General features: G+C 44.6%; 1 protein-coding gene. It reads right to left on the reverse strand.

Features of this window, described 5'->3' with window-relative positions; translation table 11 throughout:
* Positions 1–308: 308 nt before the first annotated feature.
* The coding region (locus tag NWF01_06050; GenBank protein ID MCW4024581.1) for a hypothetical protein at positions 309–1,102 on the reverse strand (794 nt) is incomplete at its 5' end.

The following is a 1,102-nucleotide window of genomic DNA, read 5'->3' on the forward strand; positions in this document are numbered from 1 at the left end:
TCAATCACGGTCCTGTAAGCATATGCAGAATCACGTAAACTGACATTGGCAGGGTTGATACCAGGTACAAAGGACACTTGGATCTTGCCGCGATGAAACGCAGTCTTTGCCATCTTGATCTTGACATCGAAACCACGTAGTTACTTTTTTTTTTTTTTTTTGGGAGAGAAAAGCCCTCTTTTACAACTTTACGCTGCAAAAGAGGTTTAACGTCGCTTATTCTAATGACGCGTAGCTTAAAAACTCTCGTCTATATATGCAAAATAACAAATAACAGGGAACTTGGTAAAATACAAAAACGAAAGTAACTACGTGGGAGCGATGACCATAACTGGTACACCGACAAAGAAAATGAGTTGGTAATCGTCGCCGTAAGCACGGGAAATTGAAGACAAATCACCAAGGTTCGAAACTTTCAACCTGCCAAGGCAATAGTCAATCGGATATACGTCGGTACGAAGCCTACGATACCCAATTGGCGACATTCGCCACCTACTTGCGTAGGGACAGGAAACAATCAAACCACCAGACTGCTGGTGTGCTGACGTTTCGGCTGCAAACCTATCGTTGGATTGGTAAATGAACCTTGTTGGCAAGGCACCACAAACCGGTCCAATTTCGGGTATGTAACCGACGAGAGCTCGAAACGCATTGGGCTCGGTATTTGCTTCATTGGAAAATGTGAGCCTGTGGCGAACAGAACCACGTTGAAATGCAAATGGTGCCGTCCAAAATGAATGATAATTAGTTTTGGTGGCAGTATTGAAGGGATCAACTTCAAAATCAGCACTGAGGGAATATGGGTACATGTCGAAATTGGAAACACCTGCCACCTCCTGGTCAACATCAATTTTCACGTACCTCTTCAGCATCTGGGTCACGGACAATGGCATTTCTGAAGCTGATTCTAATGCAAATGATACATCCAATGCTGGATCAACTGCCCCTCCTAAAGGTGCGCAATCGATCTCACCAGTATTAACCAAATCGTCGGGACCCTGAGTCTCGACAACTGGATTTGGGTTAGCCTGGAAAGGAATGAAATTGGGATCCTTCGGGAATTGGTATTGCAAATCTGGAGCGCCACGGATGTAGACATCCA

The sequence above is a fragment of the Candidatus Bathyarchaeota archaeon genome, assembly GCA_026014585.1.
Classification (GTDB): Archaea; Thermoproteota; Bathyarchaeia; order Bathyarchaeales; family Bathycorpusculaceae; genus Bathycorpusculum.